Below are 20,769 nucleotides of genomic sequence, written 5' to 3'. Positions count from 1 at the left end.
CGTCCCGGTCATGAGTCTCCCCTGTGAAAGGTCAACTTGTGAACAAAATTACAGGTATCGATGCGCCGTGTCAAGAACCGGAGGACGTGGTCAGTCAGCTGCGGGTGATTGCGACGGAGCACAAGCATATGCGGGTGGCGGTGGAGCGGTTGATCGAGGCGCTCAGAAGCATGGCTGGCGAGACGGTGCCGGCGACGCGGCCGACGGATGCGGAGGTGCTCTACTACATGACGAAGCTGGAGAAGCCGTTGCCGCCGATCCGGACGATTGCGGCGGCGGTGGGTTGGTCGCACACGCATATCTTGAAGAACATGCCGCTCAGTGCGGCTTACTTCAGGCATCACAACGGGCGGTATGTGCGGCCGGTGCGGCGTATGCCGGAGGAGGGGGACGACGACGAATAGCCGTCCATGCCGGCACGACGTCGATAGCTCAAACCCAACGTGCCACGGCAGCCTGGGGTCAAGGGGGCCACGCCCCCTTGCCGCCGGAGGCACTTCCATGAGGAACCGTGGGACACAACGGACGTCCCCTTTGTGGAGGTGGCGTTGAGGACTGTCCGCTCGCTCTGGAGTCCCCGCGAATTGGTGAGGGGACATACGGCACGTCGTCCGCGCTTGGATACGCCCTCCTTCAGACATCTCTCGACGGCCAGGCCTCCGGCGGGCAAAGGGGCGTTGCCCCTCTGCACTCCCCACCAGGGGTTACCCCCTGGACCCCGGTGAACTGCCTAGTTCGGGGTGATGCTGAATACAGCCTCGACTTCGACTACTAACGCGAGCTGTTCGAACGTCATCCCAACAACATCGTTCTCACCCGCCAGCCCCCGACGGCGAAGAATCGCAGCCAGTTCCCGGCGGCCGACATACTCATCGTCGTAGGTCTCCCGGCCCTCCCGACCCGGCGTGACCTCCACGCGAGCCCCACGAAGCGGACCAACTGCCGTTCCCGAGGCCCGCGCCAGCGCGTCCACCTCCGCACGGGCCGCCTCGAACGCCTCCTTCATCACTTTCTGCCGCTGCTCCGGGCCAACCGTCGCCGTAAAGGCGAAAGCCGGCTCTCCGCGTTTCCGGCCTCCCCCCCGTTCGTAACTCAGCTTCGCTTCGGCCAGCTCCTCCGCCAGTTCCTGCTCCTCGGGCGTCAGCTCCGCCGCGGCCTTCGCTGCCGTCAGATCGATCCCCTTGATCCTAGCCTGCAGACCGGCGACTTCCACAAGCTGCGCTGCCGGGTCGGCCGTCGTCAGAACGAAAACCGCCTGCACAGGAAGGAGGACAGTCACCGACGACACGATCGGCGGCGCCTTCCCACCCGTCCGTCTTGCCGAGAGCCGCGAACGAAGCAGTTCCTCCATCTGCTCTCGCCGCTGCTTGTCGAACGGATCGACCTGTGGTTCGCCGAACGTCAAAGCCCCCTTCATCGCCCCAAGCTTTGTGAACTCCGCCTCCGCTTTGGCGCGGATCCCCTTCGACTTCTCAAGCGCGTCAGCCACATCCGTCCCCTTGGCCGTCAGGTCCATGGTCACCAGCATCCGCTCCGGCCGGACCGCGAGTTCGGCCCGGCCGGTCCCATGGAGCCCCGCCAGAGGAGGCGTCTGCGAGCGAAGCGGTGGCGCAACGAGCGTGAGTCCAAGCAGAGTGACGAGCGGCCACAGGATCTGTTTCACGGCAGTGAAATCCCAGGTGTCTGCGTGCGAGTTTCGCCAGGGGATGCATGGCGACTCCGTCGCACTACTGAAGAGCCTCCATCCCCACCTCGGCCCGGATCCGCTTCCGCAGCGCCAGCACCTCCGGCCCGGTCATCGTTCGAATCGTCCAGTAAAACTCCCGGACCGCGTCGGTGTCGTACTCCTTGCGGAGGAACTCGTAGATCTCCTCCAGCACCGGCACGTCGGCCGCCCGGTTCCGCTCCGCCAGCGCCTCGAACACCGGACGGTCCCATCGCAGACTGCCGTACCGCGGACTCCCTTCCTTCCGCCACCGGGCGATGAGCGGCCCCACGTCGACCGGCTCACCCAGCACTGCCAGGACATAGCGGGCCAGGAGCGAGACGGTCTCGTTGTCGGAATCGAGGAGCGGACGGACATGATCGGGTGTCAGCTCCGCCGGCAGCGGCGGACGGACACCGACTCGTTCCTGCGCGGCCATCCCGGAGTTCCAGCGTGAGTTCATCGGCAGGGGAAAATCCTGGATCGCCGACTGCGGCAGCGCCGCGTGATCGAACGCCAGGAGAATGAGCGCCGGGCCGGAACGGATCCGGTCTCCGGAGACGAGCGCCGCCACCGCCGCCTCGCGGGCGTCCCGCGGATCGAGCGCGTAGAGCCCGATCGCAAACGCATCGGCCCGCAGGGCCTCGGACCGCGTCGCATCCCCCGCGACGCCGAGAGCGGCTCCCAGGGCCTGCGCGGGCTCGGTCCGGATCAGGGCGGCGAGCGCCGTGCGGCACTCCCACTCATGCCGGCTCTCGACATGCGGCCGAAGTGCCTCGAGTCCGAGGGACGAGGACTTTCGTGACGCGGACGGCCCGCTGTAGTCGTAGAACGCGGAGCCGTTCAGATGCAGCAGCCGCTCCAGGGCGACCTCCGCCACCGCACCGTCGGTCTCCGGTTCCCGCAGCACTTCCCACAGGAGCTCGGACAACCCCGGGTCCTGCAGTTCTCCCAGCAGGTAGCACAGGTGCAGCAGCTCATCGCGGCCGTGCACCAGCCCGCGGAGCGTCCGGAACGTCGTCAGCCGCGCGGGCCGCGGAAGCCAGCCCAGCACGTCCCCCACTGGAATGACCTGGCTTCCGTCCTGACGGGCGATCGCGAGGAGCGGCTCGAGCGCCCCGTCGTCGCCGAGGGCCGTGAGCGCGACCCCCGCGGAGACCCGCTCGGCGGTCGACATCGAAGCGAGTTGAGCACGAAGCGGCGCGAGCGCCTGGCTCATCCACTCCGGACGCCCCTCACCGCTTCGGACAGCCGTCAGCCACGCTTCCACCGCCGACGGATCGAGTCCCCCTTCGGCCGCGCCCGGGACAACGATCGTCCCCGACTGGACGTCCACATCGGGAGCGGGAACCGGGGCAGCGGGGGCGGACGGAGCATCCGGAGCGGCGGGAGGCGGGGGCAACGGAGGATCGGGGACGGTGGCTTCGATCTTCGTCCCGAACACGAGATTCAGCAGTCCGCCGAGCCCACCGGAGGAGGACGGCGAAACCTCCATCCCGAAGGCTTCCCCCCCGTTCACATCCGCATCGGCGCTGGTCCGCAGGTGGCCGAGTTGCTCCAGCAGCGCCCGGGTCGCCGCGAGGCGGACCGACTCGTGAGCGTCCGACAGGGCCGGGACAAGCTCCCCCTCGCCGTCGAGAGTCGAGCGGGCCTGGAGGCCCGTGATCGCCGCCGCCCGCAGGTTTTCATGCGCGTGCTTGAGCCAGCCGCGAAGGATGTCCTCTGCCTTGGCGCCGATGGTGTCCCCGCCGGAGAGCGCCTCGGCAACGGCAGTCGCGAGTTCGGGACGACGCTCGGCAGTCCGGGCGAGCGGAGCCGCGGCGGCCGCCATGTCGCATTCCTTTAGCGCCAGCACCGCGCGGCTCACGACGAAGCCGTCCTCGTCCTCCAGCCGCTCCAGGACCGCGGTGTAGACTTTGACGACCTGCTTCTGTTCAGCCGGGTCCAGATTGCTCCGCTCGTAGGAATGCGGGAACGTCTTGGCGAGCCCCTCCACCACTTCCGCCCGGACCTGCCAGCTGGCGTGCTTCAGCAGCTTCATGAGCCCTTCGCGGGCCTCGGAGGTCTCGGCCTCCTGAAGCATCCGGACCGCGGAGACAATGAGGTCCGCGTCCTGCTCCCGCTCCAGATAGGCCAGGACCTCCGGCACGAGGGCGGGGTCGGGACGGGCCGCCATCTCCTTGAGGACCGTGGCGCGGACGTTGGCGTCCGGGTCCGAGAGCAGTTTCGCCAGCTCCTGGCGGGACCGGGTCCCCTCGATGCCGCCCAGAGCCTTGAGGCTCAGTTCGCGGACGAGCGGGTCGGGATGACGCAGCAGTTCAATCAGGAGGGCTTCGTCACCGGGGGTCACGATCTCCTTGAGCTCCGCGGCGGCGGCGTGCCGGCGCGATGCGTCCGCGGAGGCGAGGCCAAACAGCCCCGCCGGCCACTTGAGGGCGAGCGTGTCCGACGAGACGAGCCGGTACCGCAGCCAGTCCAGCCGCTCCCGCAGCGTCTGCGACGCCGCCCGCTCCCGCTGCGCCTGGACTTCCGGCAGCAGGAGCGGGCCGCGATGGGCCAGCCGCGCGCCGATCGCTTCCAGCTCGATCGGGTCAGCCGCTTCGAGCTTCGCGATCTCGCGGCGGGCCTCGTCGAGGTCGGCCGGTGTCAGCATCGCGGCCTTGGGTGCGCCTTCGCCGGCATCCGGAGCGCCATCGGCATTGGGAGCGGGGGAAGCCGGGAGCGACTCGGCCCACTCTTCGAGGGCCTCCAGCCGCTCGGAGGTGACGGTCCGCGGCTGCCAGGGGTCGAGGTCGGCGACGGGGGCTTTCCAGCCCGAGAGGATCTCGAGCGCCGTCAGCCGGGTCACGAGCGTCCCCTTGATGAACCCGGCGACGACCGCCCCGCCTGCCTCCTGGGGATCGGCCGCGAGCGACCGCGAGACCGCCTCCCGCACCCGGACGTCCCGGTGCCCGAGCAGCCGCACGAGCTCCGGCAGCGTCTCCGCGCTGAGCGGGGGGATCTCGGCGACCGCGTCACTCATCGCGGCGTCGCCTGACTCCTTCCCCTGCAGCCATTTCACCAGTTCCTCGGCCGGGAGGAAGCCTTCGGTCGACCGGACTGTCCGTCCTGAGGCGTCAAGGACCCGCAGCGCCGGGATCGGGCCGATGGCGAGCCGCTCGGCATCCTCGGGGGCTTCGTCGACGTCGATCTCAACCAGGACCCACTTGGCGAGCTCCGCCTGCACCGCGGGGTCGACGATCTCCCGGTCGAGCCGTTTGCACCACCCGCACCACTCGGCCCCGACGCGGACGAGGATCGGCTTCTGCACCTTCCGCGATTCCTCGATCCCCTCCGCCAGCCGCGCATGCCACGACCGCGGCGCCCGCTTCATCTCGGCGGCCGCTTCGCCCTCCTGGCCCGACTCCACCGCCGCGACGGGGGGCGGCGGCGGGACCAGCGGCGCAGCGTCCGCGTCATCGGCGATCACGGGCCGCACCGGTCCCAGGCCGGCCGCGGCGAGACCGAGCGCGGCGGCAAGAACGAGTGACGGCGGCGGCGGAGTATGTCTCAAAGGCATGTCACTTCCCCTCGCCGGTCGCGGCGGACCGGCCATGTTCGATCCGGGCCCAGTAGGCTTCGAACTGGAACTCAGGACTGTTGTCGTGGTCGTGGCACGCCGTGCACCGGTCCTGAGCCCGGTACAGCGTCCGCGTCGCCGGCCGGCTGGCATGCGCCTGTCCCGGACCGTGGCAGCTCTCGCAGCCAATGTTCGTCAGCGCCGCGGGCGACTTGAGCGAAGCAAACCCGCCCGGCAGCCCGTAACCCGTCGTGTGGCACTGCTGGCAGTACGGGTCCATCTGGGCCCCCTTCCCGACGAGCGTCTCCCACCCCCGGGCGTGCCCCGACTCCTCCCACACCCGGCAGTCCGCCTCATGGCACGCGCGGCACTGCTCCGTCCCGACCACGCGAAAGTCTTTCGGCAGATTCCCCCCCAGCGGCGGGACGAAGCTCGTCTGGTCGGCGGTGAAGTCGACCCGCAGCAGCTCGTCGCGGAAGGTCTGCAGGTTCGCGGTCTGCTGCTTCTCATCGGGGATCGACTCATCGAGCTCGACGATCCGCCCCTCCCATCCCGCGGCCGCCGTCTCGCGATCGAGCCGCACGAGGAATTTTCCCTTGTTCGTCGTCGAGCCCCAGACGGTCGGCCCCGTTTTTTTCGGCGCGATGCTCTGCTGCGTCGGCCCGCCGATCACGAGATCGACCTCGGGCACCTGCCCCGCAAGCGCCGCCAGCTCCTCCTCCGGCAGATACGCGAGGACCACGATCTGATCGACCTTCTCCGCCTTGAGCGCCGGAAGCTGCTGCAGGATCGCCTCCCGCGGCTCGGTGAGCGTCCAGTCGGACGGCGCGAGCGACGGCGAGAGAACCCCCAGCACTCCCAGCCGCAGTCCTCCCAGGGCGACGACCCGCGTCCGCGGAATCTCCGCCCCCTTCCCCCGCCCCGGCGCCGGGCCCGCGACATTGCTGGCGACAAACGGTGCCCGCGTCCCCGCCGCAAGCTTCTGGAGCGCATCCCACCCCAGCTCCGCCTCCGCCGCGCCGATGTTGTGCGCCGCCACCCCCATCAGCACTTCCCCCCGCAGCACCGCCTCGAACTTCGTCCGGTCATAAGGCGACTTCCCCCCCGGCGCCCCGCCCGCATCGAGCAGCACCACTTCCCGATCGGTCCGTAGCCCCTCGGCATAACTCGCCCGCCTGAGCAGTCCCCCCGCCTGCTTCGTCGAACACCCGCACGGCACAATCCACCCCGCCGTGTCGCAGCTCACCAGAATGGTCATCGGCCGCGCCGCGGTCTCAGACTTCTGAGGACCGCTCCCCTGCTGACACGACGAACCGCAGCCGGCAACGAGGAAGCACAACAGCGCAAAAGCCCCCCGGGAGGGCGAGGCTCCTGCCGAGCCGCGTCGGTGGCTCACGCTTCCGATGCTCAATGCCACTTCAACGTCCTTGGTGGTTCGGACCGTTCCTCACAGAAGCGCCTCCGGCGGCCAGCGGGGCTGCCCTCCCGCCCTCTAATAAGTCAGCGCGTACGCCAGAATATTCACGTTCACATCAATGCAGTTCGTAATCTCATTCCCCCCGCAACAGCAACACCCCTGGCTGTGCTGCGTGTCATTGAGCCCGTCCTGCGAATAAATCACCCCCAGCCGCCCGTTGAGCGACACCCCCTCCAGGGGCTTGGGCTCCCCATGCTTCGCCTGCAGCTGCGCGATGTCATACGCGGTATGAAACACCGCATGATCCATCCCCAGCGCCGCCAGCTTCGCATCGGGAAAGATGACCGCCATCTCCTTCCTGAAAGACCGGTCCCAGTCCGCCGAAGAACACCCCGCCGAAGCCAGCACCATCCCGCCCCGCTCCACAAACCGCCGCAGGTTCTCCCGCTCCTGCGTCGGCAGCTCGAACGCCCCTTCGCCCGTCATGATCACGAGCGGAAACGAATACAGCTCATCCGACGCCAGCTTCACCGCATGAAACCGCCGGCTCGTCGAGATCGCCGAATCGCTCTCGGCCTTCGAGAGGAAGTGGTCCGAAAAGCACTTGCTGCTCTTCGTGTGGGCGTACACGAGGTTCGCCACCTGCACGATGCTCTCCGTCTCTCCGCCGGACTGCGCGGGCTCCGGCACCATTGACATCGGCGCCGTCTGGGTCGCCTTGGCGAGCAGTCCCTTCGTCTCGGCATAAGCCAGGGGAAGCAGCATCCCCGCCGACGCGAGGGCAACCAGCATCAGGCTCGTTTTCGGTTTCATGGAAGCCTCGGAGGGGGGGGGGAGGGAGGAGGAGGAGGAGGAGTCAGGATTTAGGAATTAGGATCTAGGATTCAGGATCGGTGGGGCGCCTCACACTAGGCCGAAGCGCCGGCGAGGGACGAGGGGGGCTTCCCTCGCTGGCGCTTCGGGCTGGTGTGGATCATGTCATGGACGTTTGGCCGGGCTGCTGCCCGCCTCTTCGGCGATCTGCTGGAAATACCGTTCGACCTGCTTGCGGTAGCGGAGCGGGATCGCGGCCTCGCTCGCTCCGGAGGACTTGAGCGTCCCGTGCGGATCGATCCGGCTGGCGGCGGTCCGGGCGTCGTCCGTGCGGTAACTCCCGCCCGCCGAGGCCGACTGCTTCCCCTGGCCGCTGCGGGACTGCTGCGGGTTCCCCTTCGTCTGCTTCATCCCGAAGAGCCCCATGTTGGAGAGCGAGTCCCGCCGGGCGCTGAAGCCCCCGCCGCGGCCCGTCCCCATCCCGGGAGTGTTTCCCCTCCGGAACCCCGCCGCCTCCAGCAGCTGCTGCAGCGAGTTCCCCGCCGCCCCGGCACCCGGCCGGAACTTGAGGTTGTCGCACGCCCCCTCGCACTTCTCGCCAGTCGATTTGCACCTGGAGAGGAACGATTCCAGGATCTTCGCCGCCGCCTCGGCCTGGGCGTGACCTTTGCTCCCCGAGAACTCGGACAGTTCCGTCTCGGCCCCCGTCATCGCCTCGTTCGCGCCGGCCCCGCGGACCTTCTCGACGAACTCCCGGGCCGACTCCGCCAGCTCGGCGATCTTGGGGTCGGCGTCGGTCGGCAGCTGCGTGGCGTGGGACTCGATGTCCCGGAGGAGATCGTCGAGATCCTCCCGCACCCGCCGCTGCTCGGCCTCCAGCTCCCGCATCCGGGCCCGAACCTGCGCGTCCTCGGCCTTCTCCTCGTTCTTGAGCGACGCCAGCCGCTCCGCGAGATCCCGCTGCCGCTCCGCCAGCTCCTCAAAACGGGCCTGGTCCTCGAACAGCGGGTAGATCTGCGAGAACTGCTCGAGCGGATCGGTCACCCCCTCCTCGTACTGCTCCTGCTGCTTCTTGAGCCGCTCGCGGGTCTTCCTGAGCTTCTGGAGCGTCTCGGCAACGTTCGGCTTCGCTCCCTCCTTGCCGGACTTCATCGCCTCGGTTTCGCGGGCCGCTTCGTCGAGCTCCTTGGCGAGCGTCTCCAGCTCGCCGTTCAATGCCTTGTCGAGGTCGTAGGGGAGCGCCTCCTCGGCCGACTTCCGGACTTCCTTGGCCGCCTCTTCGACCTGCTTCCGGAGCGTCTCGAGCTGCTCCTCGTCTTCCTTCGACAGCTCGGACGCCGGGTTCTTCGCCGCCTGCTGCTCGAGCTTCTTCTGCAGCGTCTCCATCTGTTCCTGGAGCGACTCCAGCCGCCGCTGGGCGGACTGATACTTCGACATCAGGGAGTCCGCCCCTTCGAGGGCCTGCATGAGGCGGTCGAGCTCCTCCTGCGAAACGATCTGGATCACGGCGACGGGGCTCTCGGTCCCCTTGGCTCCGGCGGGGTCGTTGTCCTCCGCCCGGGCGAAGAGCTTGATGACGTCCCCCGGCTGGACCCCGTAGTCCGCCAGCGGCAGTTCCGCCGGATCCTCCTGCCGCCGGACCGCGGGATCGCCGGTGGCGAACGAGACCGGCGTGGCCCGCGTGTCGTTGAGGCTGCGGTAGAGCTGGAGCTTCGTGATCCCGTAGTCGTCCTCGCCGGCGACCGTCACCGGCAGCATGGCCGAGGGGGTCGCGAGCGACTGCGAGGGCGGACTCGCGACGCGGACGAGCGGGCTGAGGTCCTTGAGAAGCGTGATCGTCCCGCCGAACGGCTGCCGCGACGACTGTCCCGCCCGGTCGGTGACGTCGACCGTGAATGAACCCGCGGCGTCGATCGTCCACGTCCCGCGGACTTCCGTGGCCTGGGCCTCCGCGGGATCGCCGCCGGTCACGGGAGCGAGCGCGACCGTCGCCGGGCCCTCCTTGCCGGGAACGGTTGCAGTCCCCGAACCGAGGGGGCGGTTGCTGGTCGCGGTGACTTCGACGACGGTCCCCGGGAGGGCGACGATGCCGTTTCGCGGCAGCTCCCCTTCGTAGACCGGGTCGCGGGTGTAGGCCGGGGGCGTGATCCGGAACCGAACCTGCGTGATCTCCGGCACCGTGATGAGGTCGAGCCGATAGCGATAGCTGCGGCTGTGCGCCGCGCGGACGAAGTAGTCCCCCGGGACCGTCACGGACGCCAGCGACGCCCGCCACTGCCCTTCGGCCTCGGCGAACATCGGGAGGATCTCTTCCTCGGGGGCCCCGCCGGTCTCCGGAGCGGCGCGGCGCCACACGAGCTGGAGGTCTTCGACCGGCGGGCCTTCGGTCTTCACGACGACATCGAGTCCGTCGCCGTAGCGGACGCTCGTGTTCCCCGGCTCGACTAGGAAGGCGGTCCGCGAGTACGGCGGATGATCGCCATAGGGATCGGCGAACCGCAGCCACTCCGTCGCCGCGAGCCGCGGCACGACGATCACTCCCAGCACGACCGCCGCGGCGAGCCCCGCCGCCGCCCCGATGGCCCGGCCGACCGGACGCCAGGGGACGACGGTCTCGGTCGGGACCTGTCCGGCGATCTGCTCCGCCCGCTGCGACGCGAGCTCCGCGAGCCCTCGCGTCAGGTCCGTCGGTCCGCCGCTGTCGCCCGCCTGGAGCTCGTAGCCGCTGAGGATCTCGCCGCCGGTCTCGCCGGCGCGGTCGAGCCGGCGGACGAGAAGCGCGTCGCGCATCGCCCGGAACGCCCGCGCGACAAAGGCTCCGACGAGCGCCGCACCGGCCACGACCGCCAGCGCGATGAACAGGATCCGCGACGCAGAAGTGAGTTCCCACACGAGGTCGAGCCACACGGCGACGAGCAGGACGCAAATGCCCACGACCGCCCCCCAGCCCAGTCCTGCCAGTCCGGTGACCGACAGGATCCGCGCCTTGAGCGTCCGGAACGTCTCTTGAAAGCGGGTCGACGTCATCTGCCCCTCGTCACACGTGTTCGGGGATTTTCCCCGCGGCCGGTCTGGCTGTCTACGATTTTCTGCGGATGGGAGGAGGAAGGTGAAACACAGAGAAACGGAGGACACAGAGGAGGCCAGGGAGAGTCGTCGGCTCGCCTTTCACCACTTCCCCTTCCCATCCCCTCCGTATGGCCTCTGTGCTCTCTGCGTCTCTGTGTTTCCCTTCTCCCTCTCCGATCTGCGTCCATCCGTGTTGATCTGTGGCTCACTTCTTCTCTCTCCCGGACTCACACGAGCCCCGAGTTCCTCCGGACGCCCCACGTCGTCACCCACAGCCCGAAGGCCCCGACGAGGACCCACCAGCGGTCCCAGGCGGGGGTCTTGCGGATCCGGTCCACCTTCCCCTTGTCGAGGTGGGCCGTGAAGGTCCGGGTGATCTCGGCGGGGGAGTCGGCGGTGAGTTCGATCCCGCCCGTGCTGGCGGCGATACGGGCCATGAGGTCCGGGCGGGCCCGCAGGTCGAGCTGTTCTTCCATCAGGCTCCGGACGTCGAAGACCGTCTCGCTCCCGGACTCCCCCGGCTTGCGGCCGGCGATGCGGGCCCGGTAGCGACCTTCGGGGAGTTCGCCGAAGAGAACCCGGAACGTCCCGAGCCCTTCGCCCGCCGGAGTCGGCGTGAGCGACCGGGTCCCTTCGATCGCCTCGCCGGTCAGCTCGATGCCCGGGACCTGCGACTGGCTGGCGGTCTTCCGCATCACGAGCGTCGCCGAGGCGGTCTCGCTCGTGCCGAACGTCACCTGATCGGTCCGGAGGGCCATCTCCTGGTTCGGCAGGAGCGCGGCCCCCGAGACGAGCCACCGCAGGAGGCTCTGCCAGAGAGTCCCGTAGGTCGAATCGTGTTCGGCGTAGGCGGGAGGGAGGAAGGCCCACCGCCACATCCCCGCCCCTTCGACGACCACCACCCGCCCGCCGCCGTAGGGCTGGAACGTGACGACCGGCTTTTCATTTCCCGCGGCGTCGACGGCGCTCGCCAGGACCGTGGCGAGAGGCTTCGTGCCATCCGAGCGGGTCGAGGTCGCGAGGGTCGGAAGGTGCGGCAGGATGTCGCCGCCGCCGGTCCCGCCACCGCCCCCGATCGCGCCGAACCACCGCATGTCGCGGCCGCGGTCGGTGAGGGTCATCCGGAAGCGGGACTCGCCGAAGGCATTCCACTGGACGGGCATCAGGCGTTCCAGCCGCTCGCCGACCTGGGCGGTCGGCTGGCCGCGGAAGCAGACGAGCGCCCCGCTCTCCGTGCTGACCCATTCCCGCAGCGACTCGACGGCCGCTTCGGAGAGGAACGGCTCCGACTCCCGCCCGAGGACCACGACCTGATACGAGCCGCTCGCCAGGGCCCCCAACAGGATGTCCTCGGTGCCGGTCAGGACCCGCCACGACTCCGTTACGGGTCCGGGTCCGGCGGGGCGGTTCGCGGCATTCGGGGTCGTTGCTTCCGTGGTCGTCGTGGCATCCGTCATCGGCTCCGGTGCCGCGTCGCCGGGCTTGGCGGGCCGCTCACGCTTCAGCGTCCGTTCGAGGTACCGCCCCTCCGACATCCGGACGACGCTCACGAGTTCGACCGACGGATCGGACGACAGCGTCCGGGCCAGGAACTTCGAGTCCCAGTACGGTTTGCCCTCGACCAAGAGCACGCGGATCGGCTCGTCGACGACACGGAGCAGGAACGTGCCGTAGTTGTTGACCTGCGTCGCCTCGCCGGGGAACGGATCGATCCGGACTTCGTAGCGGTAGAGCCCCTTCTCCTTCTGCGTGACGTCGAAGCGGATCTCCGTCTCGGCGTCGCCGGCGATGTAGGCCGACTGGCGGGCAATCTCCTTGTCGTCGAGCAGCAGCGAGACGGAGACCGCCTCCGGAGCCCGACCCCGGCGGCGCAGGAGAGCGGTCACCGGCACAGTCTGTTCGATGAACGACAGTTGCTGCGGGGCGTAGAGCCGGACCGAGAGGTCGTGGATCTCGGCATCGGTTCCGAAGGTCTTCGTGAAGACCGGCGCGTCCGCCGCCCGGACGACGCTGAGGGCCGAGAGGACCCGCGGCGCTCCGCCCCCCGCGTTGTGGTTGCCGTCGCTCAGGAGCAGGACCGCCTGTCCCGCGGGCCGCTGGACGTCGACGCCGCTCTGGAGGGCGCCGGCGAGATCCGTTTCCATTCCGGCCGGAGCGTGGCCGCCCAGTTCATTCAGGCCCGTGATAGCGACCGGACGGAGTTCGTTCGAGAAGGTCGCGGCCGAGACATCGAACCGGTCGGCCAGCCGGGCCGCGGTCTCGCGGGTGATCTCGGCGGCGGCGGCGAAGCGGGTCCGGCCGCCGGGCATGTCGGTGGCCGCCATGCTGGCGGAGTCGTCGATCAGGATCGTGAGCCGCGGTTTGCCGGCCGGCGGCGGAATCCGCTCCTGCCACGTCGGGTTGAGGAGGATCCCCAGCACCAGCGCCGCGCTCCCCGCCATGAGCGTGATGATCGCGGCCCACCGCCCCGGCGCCACGCCCCACGGCCGCCGCCACGCGTACCACGCCAGAAGCGCACCGACCCCGACCGCCAGCGTCAGCCAGAGGGCGGAGGAGATCAGCGGTTCGAAGACGAGGAGCATGGGGGGGGAAGTTTTCAGTCGTCAGTTTTCAGTTTTCAGTCAGAGGCCGTTCGTGCGTTTTTGTCGGCGATCGGTCGTCCGTTGGAGCGGCAGGCAATCGCGGTTCATGGTCGACGTCACGCTCGATACCCCGAAGGGGTTACGGCCAATAGCCCAGGGTTGCCCGCGAAGCGGGCTACCCTGGGTTCGTGCGAAAGAGTTTCCGAACCCCAACGGGGTTCCGTCAGCGAGCGGTCTTGGCGCAACCCCTTCGGGGTAGAACTGGAGCAACGTCCCCGCCCCCAGGGTAGCCCGCGGCGCGGGCAACCCTGGGCTATTGGGCATAACTCCTTCGGAGTAAAGAGACGCATCCCACGGTTCCTGTTGGACACACCGAATCCTCGCTGACTCCGCACGACCTACCCACTACCCACAACCAACCACCCACTACCCACTGATAACTGACGACTGACAACTTTCTAACTCCGAAACACAATCAAACTCCCCATCTCCGCCAGGAGGAAGCCGACGCAGGCGACGGCGAGCCAGGACCAGATCCGGTCGCGGGGTTCGTCGTCGGGGAGGCCGGAGTGGAACGTCACGTCGCGGCCGCCGGCGAGGCGGGTTGTCAGGACATCGGAGGCGAGGGTCTCGAGGTCGGACTCTTCGGCCGGGAGGGCGCTGGCGAGGGCGAAGACCGTCGCGTCGGCCCGCTTCACGGCGTAGACCCCGGGGACCCCCGCAGCGGGGGACTGCCAGAGGATCCCGGCGACATCTTCCCGCAGTTCGCCGAGCGATCCGACTTCGAGGTCCGCTCCCGGGGCGGCTCCCCCGACCCGCGCTGGATCGACCCGTACCGGCTCGATCCGCAGCCCGGCGAGGGGACTGGCCGATGGCGGCAAGGCGGCGGCGAGCGGTTCGCCGCTCTGGACCGACTCCTCGGCCCGGTCCCGACCGAGGAGATGGGTCACGAGTTCTCCCATGAGCGGGACGAAGGCGGGGGAGGCCGGGAGGGTCGAGTTCTTCAGCTCGGCGTTCAGGATCGCGAGGGCCCCCGCGCCGCAGGCGGTGACGACGAGGCCCGCCGACTGGTCGTTGAACCTGGCCGGCACGTCCTCGGCGAGCGCTCCGGCGACCGGCCGGGTGGCGAGTCCGCCATCGAACCGGAGCGAGGAGAAGAGCGCCGTCGCCTCGTCCCCAAAGATCGTGAACGGCGGCTGCCGGCGGCGGATGTCGCTGAGGAACAGGTTGCGGCGCTGGGCGCCCGCGGGGGGCGGCGAGAACTCGACCGGCATCTGGAGCCCCGAGCCCGCGGCCGCTTCGAGCCGCTTGAGGTTGACCGCGTCCGCCGGCTCGGCCGAGACGTAGAGGAGGCCGCGGCCGCGATGGAGGAGCGCGGCAATCAGGTCGACCGTCGGCTCCGGCAGCTTCCCCGGATGATCGAGGAGAATCAGGTCGGCCGCCTGGAGCGTCTCGCGGTCGACGCGGGCGGGGTCCATCCGGACGACCGCCTCATAGGCCGAGTCCCGCTCGCCGGAGCCGGACTTCGAAAGGATCGCCCGCTCGACGAAGTAGCTCGACAGCGACTTCGATCCGGCGGGCTGCCGCGTCAGGAGCAGCATCCCCGGCGGGGCGTGGACGTGGACGACGAACGGGCGGCTGTTGTCCTCGGCGAGGGCGTCCTCGATGCCGACGAGCTTCGCTTCGCCGAGCGCCCAGCCGTCGGTCGGAAGGTCGGTCTCGGCCACGAGGATCGAACGACCGTTCGCGGCGGCCGAGCCCTGGAGGCGGACCGTCTTCTCGCCGATCCGGGCATCGACGCTGACCGGCCGGGCCGCGGTGCCGCTGTTCTCGATCTCGACCTCCAGCCGGAAGGGGCGGCCCCGCTCGACCCTTCCCTGCGGCCGGACGCCGACGAGCCCCAGGTTCGGCTCGGACTTCTCGGGCGCGACCGACTCCAGGCGGATCTCGGTCTTCAGCGGCAGCACGGAGAAGTCGGCGGTGGCCCAGTTGTTCCGCTGGAAGTCGCTGATGACCACGAGTTCCCGCCGCGACAGCTCCGACCCCGCCCGGGTCAGCATCTCGGCCGCGGCGTTCAGCGCCTCCTGGACCTGGATCCGCTGCGGCAGCGGCCGGGCGCGGGCGATCTCGTCGGTCAGCGCGGAAAAATTCGTCGAGGGGCGGTCGAGGACCGGCTGGGCCGCGGCGGCGGCGAGGATCAGGTTCGCGTGGGTGTTCGCTTCAAACGTCAGGCTGCGGGCGGCGATCGGCCGGGCCCGCTCGATCGCCTGGATCCCACCCGCCGTCGCCCCCATGCTCTGGCTGACGTCGAGGAGCACGACCCGGACCGTCGAGGCATTCTCCTGGGCCGCCTTCGCCGCCGCGGCCCGCTGGCCGGTCAGGGGACGGGCGAGGCACAGGGCCAGCAGGATCACGGCGGCCGCGCGGCAGAGAAGCACAATCCAGTCCCGCAGCCGGCTCCGCGACCGCCGCTGCTGGACGATCTCCAGCACGAACCGCACGGTCGAGAGCGGGATGCGGGTCGGCCGGGGCCTGGTCAGCCAATGAATCAGGAACGGGGCCGCCAGGGCCGCCGCGCCGATCGAAATGGCCCACGGGTGAAGGAACATCAGCCCAGCCGCTCCGCGAGAAATCCGCCCAGGGTTTCCAGGTACGGCGTGGCCGTCGAGACCCGCCGGTAGTCGCATCCGCTCGCCAGAGCCATCGCCCGGACGGCGCGGCAGTGGTTTTCAAACTTCTCCTCATACTGCCGCGCGATCTCGCCGGGAGAGCAGTCGATGTGGCCGTCGTTCTCCAGCCCCTCGAACCGGCACGCCATCCCGGTCGGCAGCGACTCCTCCTGCGGATGGACAAGATGCAGGCAGACCACTTCCCAGTACCGGCTCCGGAACAGCCGCACCGCCGCGAAGGTGTCTTCCAGCGAGTCGCACAGGAAGTCGCTGACGATCAGCAGCACGCCCCGCCGCGACAGTCGCTCGAACACCTGCCGCAGCGCGTGCCCGAGGTCCGTCCGCGGATAGGTCCGGAGGGACTCGATGTGCTCATGCACGCGGGCGAGGTGCTCGGGATGTCCTCCGGGTGGGATCCACATCCGCAGCCGCTCGGCCGCGATCGCCAGGCCGACCTGGTCTTGTCCGCCGACGATGAGCTGGCTCAGCGCGGTGGCGAAGAACTGCATGTACTGGAGCTTCGACCCGACGCCGTCCACGCCACGCGTCGCGCCGCTGAACCGCATGGAGCTGCTGGCGTCGAGGAGCATGGTGCAGGTGAGGTTCGTCTCGTCCTGGTAGAGCCGCAGGTGCATCCGGCCGGTGCGGGCGAGGACTTTCCAGTCGAGCCGCCGCAGGTCGTCGCCGGGGGCGTATTCGCGGAAGTCGACGAACTCCCCTGCTCCGCCGAGTTGCCGGGAGCGATGCCGTCCGCTGTAGGAGCCGTCGATCCGTCGCCGGGTCGTGAACCGCAGGTGCTGGAGCGAGGCCAGTGCCTGGAGGTTCAGGAAACGGGTGGGAGTGCGGGTCCGCATGGGGTCTCTCGGTAGGAAACTCACGCTAACTTGACGGTCTCAATCCGCGTCCTTGCCGGCACGGCTATGCCACCTCAAACCCAATGTGCCACGGCAGCCGGGGTCAAGGGGGCAACCCCTTGCCGCCGGAGGCACTCCTGTGAGGAACCTTGGCACACAACGGACGTCCCCTTTGTGGTACCGGCGTTGAGGACTCCCTCACATCACACCGCTGGCTTTGCACTCCCCGCGTCTTAGGTGAGGGGGCATCCGGCACGTTGTCAGCGTTTGGACACACACACCTTCTGACATCTCCCGACGAGACAAGCCTCCGGCGGGCAAGAGGCCTGTGTTGTTTTTCTGGGCCCCCTGCACCCCCTGACCAGGGTGCCCCTGGACCCGGTTGTCTGTGATGCTGGATTGCGCTTGGCACCGTTACATCCCTAACTCTCAATGTCCTTCAGCAACTGCATCAACACCCCTTCGCTCGTCACGCCATCCCCAATCGCCCGGTGGTTCACCAGCACCCGATGCCGTAACACCGGCAACGTCACCCGCCGCACATCCTCGACCGTCGGCGCCGTCCGGCCATTGAGCAGCGCATGCGCCTTCACCGCCATCACAAGGTTCTGCGACCCCCGCGGCCCCGCCCCCCACGACACATACGACTTCGCAAAACTATGGCCCCGCGGATCGTCCGGCCGCGTCGCCCCGCACAGCTTCACCGCATACGCCGCGACATTCCGCGGCACCGGAACCGACCACACCAGGTCCCGCAACTGCATGAACGTCCCGCGATCAAAGACCGGCTCCGGCATCGGGAGCGCGCCGCCAGTCGTCTTCATCACGATCTCCTCTTCATGCGCCGGCGTCGGGTACGAGATCCGGATCTCCATCATGAACCGGTCAAGCTGCGCCTCGGGGAGCGGGTACGTCCCCTCCTGCTCGATCGGGTTCTGCGTCGCCACGACGAGGAACGGCTCCTCCAACTCATAGGTCACGCCCCCCACCGTGACATGCCGCTCGGCCATCGCCTCGAGAAGCGCGGACTGCGTCTTCGGAGCGGCCCGGTTGATCTCGTCGGCCAGGACAAGGTTCGCAAACAGCGGACCGCGGCGGAACTTCATGCCGGTCGAACCGTTCTCGCCTTCGCGGGCCAGCAGTTCGTAGCCGGTGATGTCGGAAGGCATCAGGTCGGGCGTGAACTGGATCCGGGAGAACTTCCAGTCGAAGGCGGACGAGAGGGCCTTCACCATCAGCGTCTTGGCCAGCCCCGGCACCCCCATCAGAAGAGCATGCGAGCCCGTGAGGGCACAGGTCAGCAGCAGGTCGAGCGTCTGGTCCTGGCCGACGATGACCTTGTGCAAGCACTCCCGCAGGGCCTTGACCCGCGCGGCGAACATGTCGACCCGGTCCCGCGCCAACTCCAGGGTGGTGGTCATGAGTTCCGATTCCGCCAGGGGAAAGGGTCGCAGAAATGTCAGTCAGAGCTGACTACGCCGGGCCGGGGACGATCGAGAATGAATTCAGGGCAATTCGTGTTGGCAATACGGCGGGAGCCCTCCACCGGTTTACCGACTTTACGGCAACTTCGCCGGAATTTCGACAAACCGCTGCTGGATTCCGGGACGGGAAAGAGAGGAGGGAAACACAGAGTCACAGAGAACACAGAGGAGAAGAGAGGCCGAAGCAGGACCGGGAGGGCGAGGCTCCGGCCGAGCCGCGGCGGTGGCAACAGCGCCCGATCCCCCTTCGACATGCCCCCTGCCGTTGCAGAGAGAGGGGAGGAGGGAGGGAGCCACAGATGAACACGGATAAAGGCGGGCCCGCAGAAGTAGTCCCGTCAGGGACGACAGAAAATAGCCCCCCGTTTCAACGGGGGGGGTACGCGGGCGACCTTGTGATCGAGTCCCATCAGGGACGAAAGAACAACCGACGCTCGGCAACCGCAATCTCTTTCGTCCCTGACGGGACTGCGCGCCCAACTCGTGCCCCCACCCACCACTGAAGTGGTGGGCTATTTTCGGCCGTCCCTGACGGGACTACTGATGCGGGTCCGCGGCTGCGGCCGTGACTCGACTGGCGACGGCCGCAAACGTTCGCCGCACTCCCGGCACCCACCGCCACCTCTTATCTGTGTCCATCTGTGTTTATCTGTGGCTCAATTCGTTCCATACCACGAGCCAATCACACGCCTCCCTCGACCGGCTTCAGCCCGGCCCAGTCGAGCGCCGCCAGGTACTCCTCCGGTGAGTTCACGTTCCGCAGACTCGCCAGGTCCGGATCGATCGAACGCAGTTCCTCGATCGGAATGAACACCGCCCGCAGGTCCCGCGCGAACCACTGCATCCGGAACTGCCCCGCCTCCAGGTCGGCCAGCACGATCGGCAGGACCGACGTGCGATAGACCGCCGTCGCCGGATAGAAGCGGTCCCCCTCGACCGGGACGACCGCTTCCGCGCCACCCAGCCGGTCGAACAGCCCCGAGATGAACTCCGCCCGCAGGAGCGGCGCGTCGCACGTCCCCACGAAGACCGCGTCCGCCTCCTCCCGCACGGCCGCGAGACCTGCCGCCAGCCCCGACATCGGCCCGCAGTCCTCCTGCAGGTCGCGGACGACGCGAATCTCCGGGGGCAACGGCGGAAGGACCTGCCCTTCAGCCGCCGCGACGACGATCCGCCGAGGGCCGACCACGACCCCGACTTCGCTCACGACGCGTTCGAGCATCGTCTCCCGCCCGAAGGGGAGGTGTGCCTTGTCGCGCCCCATGCGGCGGGACTGCCCCCCGCACAGGATGATTCCACCAATCCGCATCCCGCCATTCCTCCCAAGCCGACGGGATTGTACCGTTCGGTCTCCTTCCGGGGCGATTCCGGCGCGTCGCGCCCGACCCCGGAACGACCGCTCTCCCCCGACCGATGCCGCTTCACCTGACATTCCTCGGAACCGACCGGCTCCCCGTTGAGGTCGAAGGTCTCACGCCGGACGCCCTCCGCGGCAAGACCACCGGCGAGATCGAGCGTTTCGAGATCTTTCACGGGAAAGACCGGCGTCCCCTGGCCGACCTGTTCCGGGTCCGCGGCGACCTCGCCGATGAGCGGATCGAGTTCGAAGGGGACCTGGCGTCGGTTCACCGGATCGGGGCGCGGATGTCGGCGGGCGAGATCCGGATCGCCGGTTCCGCGGGCCGGCACGTCGGGAGCGAGATGACCGGCGGCGCGATCCATGTCGCGGGGAACGTCGGCGACTGGGCCGGGGCCGAGATGGCGGGCGGACTCCTCGACATCCGCGGCGACGCGGGCGACCTTGCGGGCGGGGCCTATCGCGGTTCGGCGAAAGGGATGCGGGGGGGAACGCTGCTGGTCCACGGGAGCGCGGGGCACGAAGTCGGCCACACGATGCGCCGCGGCCTCATTGCGATCGGCGGCGCGGCGGGCTCGCTCGTCGGGACGCACATGATCGCCGGAACGATCCTCGTCTTCGGCGGCTGCGGCGTTCGCCCGGGGGCGGGGATGCGGCGCGGGACGATCGGCCTCTTCGGCGATCAGCCTCCGGAGCTCCTCGCTTCGTTCCGCTACGGCTCGACGTTCCAGCCGCAGTTTCTCGGCCTCTATTTCCGGGAACTCACCCGGCACGGTTTCCACGTTCCCCCCGCCCTCACACAAGCCGAATGCGCCCTCTACCACGGCGACCGCCTCGCCGTCGGCAAGGGGGAGATTCTTCTGCGGGCGTGATCTCGTTCCTATCTGTGTTCATCCGTGGCTCAATCGTCTTGGACGAAGAGAAGAGTGAGCCACAGATAAACACAGATGCACACAGATCAGAGAAGATACGATCAGAGCCGCTTGAGCATGTCGGCGACCTTCGCCTCGAAGAGGGCCTGCCATTCGGGGGCGAGGATGCAGTCGCTGTCTTCCTGGGCTCCGCCGACGTTCTTGAGCTGCTCTGCCGCCGGGGCGTAGTAGATGTAGCCGTTCGTGTAGCCCGCCACGAATGTCCTGGAGTGCGGCGAGGTCTTCTTGATGCCGAGGCCGATCCGGACCGTACTGAACGCCGATGGCCTTGAACAACCGGGCTTGGGGCGACGCCAAGGGGAGATCACTCCCGCCGGTGAAGGATCTC

13 protein-coding genes are annotated in these 20,769 nt (G+C 68.7%); 2 read left to right on the top strand and 11 right to left on the bottom strand.

Annotated features, from left to right (window positions below):
* Positions 1-86: 86 nt before the first annotated feature.
* Positions 87-404, top strand: coding sequence for a hypothetical protein (locus tag VT03_RS21455; RefSeq protein ID WP_156514675.1), 318 nt, complete (start codon positions 87-89; stop codon positions 402-404).
* A 326-nt stretch (positions 405-730) separates the two neighbouring features.
* Here the strand turns inward: VT03_RS21455 and VT03_RS21450 are convergent, their stop codons facing one another.
* The 10 genes from VT03_RS21450 to VT03_RS21405 all read right to left on the bottom strand — a co-directional run bounded on the left by VT03_RS21450 (position 731) and on the right by VT03_RS21405 (position 19,461).
* A complete protein-coding gene (locus VT03_RS21450) occupies positions 731-1,663 on the bottom strand; it encodes an SIMPL domain-containing protein (protein WP_075094886.1) in 933 nt (310 codons plus the stop codon).
* Between the two features lie 64 nt (positions 1,664-1,727).
* Positions 1,728-5,264 (bottom strand): HEAT repeat domain-containing protein, encoded by a 3,537-nt coding sequence (locus VT03_RS21445; RefSeq protein ID WP_075094885.1) that lies wholly within the window; start codon positions 5,262-5,264, stop codon positions 1,728-1,730.
* 1 nt (position 5,265) lies between these two features.
* On the bottom strand, positions 5,266-6,522 hold the full coding sequence (locus VT03_RS21440) for a multiheme c-type cytochrome (protein WP_075094884.1): 1,257 nt from the start codon (positions 6,520-6,522) through the stop codon (positions 5,266-5,268).
* Between the two features lie 234 nt (positions 6,523-6,756).
* Positions 6,757-7,494: a DUF4159 domain-containing protein gene (locus tag VT03_RS21435; RefSeq protein ID WP_075094883.1), complete on the bottom strand. Its 738-nt coding sequence runs from the start codon at positions 7,492-7,494 to the stop codon at positions 6,757-6,759.
* 165 nt (positions 7,495-7,659) lie between these two features.
* A complete protein-coding gene (locus VT03_RS21430; RefSeq protein ID WP_075094882.1) occupies positions 7,660-10,521 on the bottom strand; it encodes a DUF4175 family protein in 2,862 nt (953 codons plus the stop codon).
* A gap of 269 nt (positions 10,522-10,790) precedes the next feature.
* On the bottom strand, positions 10,791-13,145 hold the full coding sequence (locus VT03_RS21425) for a vWA domain-containing protein (RefSeq protein ID WP_075094881.1): 2,355 nt from the start codon (positions 13,143-13,145) through the stop codon (positions 10,791-10,793).
* A gap of 458 nt (positions 13,146-13,603) precedes the next feature.
* Positions 13,604-15,754, bottom strand: coding sequence for a vWA domain-containing protein (locus tag VT03_RS21420; protein WP_075094880.1), 2,151 nt, complete (start codon positions 15,752-15,754; stop codon positions 13,604-13,606).
* Complete coding sequence (locus tag VT03_RS21415) at positions 15,754-16,668, bottom strand: DUF58 domain-containing protein (RefSeq protein ID WP_075094879.1); 915 nt, start codon at positions 16,666-16,668, stop codon at positions 15,754-15,756. Before VT03_RS21415 ends, VT03_RS21420 begins: the two co-directional genes overlap by 1 nt.
* Positions 16,669-17,090: 422 nt before the next feature.
* The gene (locus VT03_RS21410) at positions 17,091-18,089 is read right to left on the bottom strand and encodes an AAA family ATPase (protein ID WP_075094878.1); all 999 of its coding nucleotides are present in this window, start codon (positions 18,087-18,089) and stop codon (positions 17,091-17,093) included.
* Between the two features lie 745 nt (positions 18,090-18,834).
* The gene (locus tag VT03_RS21405; RefSeq protein WP_075094877.1) at positions 18,835-19,461 is read right to left on the bottom strand and encodes a molybdenum cofactor guanylyltransferase; all 627 of its coding nucleotides are present in this window, start codon (positions 19,459-19,461) and stop codon (positions 18,835-18,837) included.
* Positions 19,462-19,565: 104 nt separating this feature from the next.
* On the opposite strand from VT03_RS21405, the gene VT03_RS21400 reads away from it, so the two are divergent.
* On the top strand, positions 19,566-20,381 hold the full coding sequence (locus VT03_RS21400) for a formylmethanofuran dehydrogenase subunit C (RefSeq protein WP_075094876.1): 816 nt from the start codon (positions 19,566-19,568) through the stop codon (positions 20,379-20,381).
* Positions 20,382-20,482: 101 nt separating this feature from the next.
* Here VT03_RS21400 and VT03_RS33705 read toward each other — a convergent pair whose 3' ends face one another.
* Positions 20,483-20,749: a hypothetical protein gene (locus VT03_RS33705; RefSeq protein ID WP_231870491.1), complete on the bottom strand. Its 267-nt coding sequence runs from the start codon at positions 20,747-20,749 to the stop codon at positions 20,483-20,485.
* Between the last annotated feature and the right edge of the window lie 20 nt (positions 20,750-20,769).

Origin of the sequence: Planctomyces sp. SH-PL14 (genome assembly GCF_001610835.1) — a bacterium.
Taxonomy (GTDB): Bacteria; Planctomycetota; Planctomycetia; order Planctomycetales; family Planctomycetaceae; genus Planctomyces_A.
This window is presented reverse-complemented; position numbering and strand designations above follow the sequence as displayed.

Excerpts from the sequence above, each read along its gene's own strand:
- VT03_RS21445 (WP_075094885.1), bottom strand. The coding sequence starts at position 5,264 with ATGCCTTTGAGACATACTCCGCCGCCGCCGTCACTCGTTCTTGCCGCC.
- VT03_RS21440 (WP_075094884.1), bottom strand. The coding sequence starts at position 6,522 with ATGACCATTCTGGTGAGCTGCGACACGGCGGGGTGGATTGTGCCGTGC.
- VT03_RS21435 (WP_075094883.1), bottom strand. The coding sequence starts at position 7,494 with ATGAAACCGAAAACGAGCCTGATGCTGGTTGCCCTCGCGTCGGCGGGG.
- VT03_RS21430 (WP_075094882.1), bottom strand. The coding sequence starts at position 10,521 with ATGACGTCGACCCGCTTTCAAGAGACGTTCCGGACGCTCAAGGCGCGG.
- VT03_RS21425 (WP_075094881.1), bottom strand. The coding sequence starts at position 13,145 with ATGCTCCTCGTCTTCGAACCGCTGATCTCCTCCGCCCTCTGGCTGACG.
- VT03_RS21420 (WP_075094880.1), bottom strand. The coding sequence starts at position 15,754 with ATGTTCCTTCACCCGTGGGCCATTTCGATCGGCGCGGCGGCCCTGGCG.
- VT03_RS21415 (WP_075094879.1), bottom strand. The coding sequence starts at position 16,668 with ATGCGGACCCGCACTCCCACCCGTTTCCTGAACCTCCAGGCACTGGCC.
- VT03_RS21410 (WP_075094878.1), bottom strand. The coding sequence starts at position 18,089 with ATGACCACCACCCTGGAGTTGGCGCGGGACCGGGTCGACATGTTCGCC.
- VT03_RS21405 (WP_075094877.1), bottom strand. The coding sequence starts at position 19,461 with ATGCGGATTGGTGGAATCATCCTGTGCGGGGGGCAGTCCCGCCGCATG.
- VT03_RS21400 (WP_075094876.1), top strand. The coding sequence starts at position 19,566 with ATGCCGCTTCACCTGACATTCCTCGGAACCGACCGGCTCCCCGTTGAG.